The organism is Helicobacter pylori (assembly GCF_014496485.1).
Taxonomy (GTDB): domain Bacteria; phylum Campylobacterota; class Campylobacteria; order Campylobacterales; family Helicobacteraceae; genus Helicobacter; species Helicobacter pylori_DD.
In genome coordinates this window covers 1-543 of sequence record NZ_JACTAX010000034.1, presented here as the reverse complement: position 1 = coordinate 543, position 543 = coordinate 1, and the positions used below count along the sequence as shown (strand labels likewise).

The 543-nt window shown below is 37.2% G+C and carries 1 pseudogene; it reads right to left on the bottom strand.

The features are described 5' to 3' along the window. A pseudogene (locus IC572_RS07680) lies at nt 1-543 on the bottom strand (hypothetical protein); the annotation flags it as partial.

Below are 543 nucleotides of genomic sequence, written 5' to 3'. Positions count from 1 at the left end.
CGGTCAATACATTTTTAATTTGTGGTAGCTTCACATTCTTTAGCGCTTCTCTTGGGACTTCAATGACTAATTGGTTTAACGCTTGGTCGTTTAAAAGGTTATCAATATCAAAAATGAAATTCAAGGTGTTGTGGAGTGAGTTATAGGTAACCTTGTCTATTAACGCATAAGTTAGTCTCACGCCCTCTGCTTGCTCTATGGCGGTAACGATGCTTTTAGATAGTCTAGGGCTGATGTTACCAAGCTGTGTCGCTAAATCTGAGATAAAGCAATAACCCGCATCGGTGTCTATGGTGTTAGCTAATAATGTCCTACTCACTTTTTTGCCTTGTCGCATAGCCTTGACAAGGTTATTGACTTTAATGTTGTGGTTGTAGCTTTGTCTAAATCTTTTACTCATAGCACATTTTCGTTGTTCTCTTGTTTTAATTGCTTGTTGCTCCCAATTTTCTATCTCATCAATATTGAAAGTCTTTGGATACCCATACGCACGAACCCTACTTTGTGTCCTTTTAATAAATCCTTTAATTTCATTTTCAAATG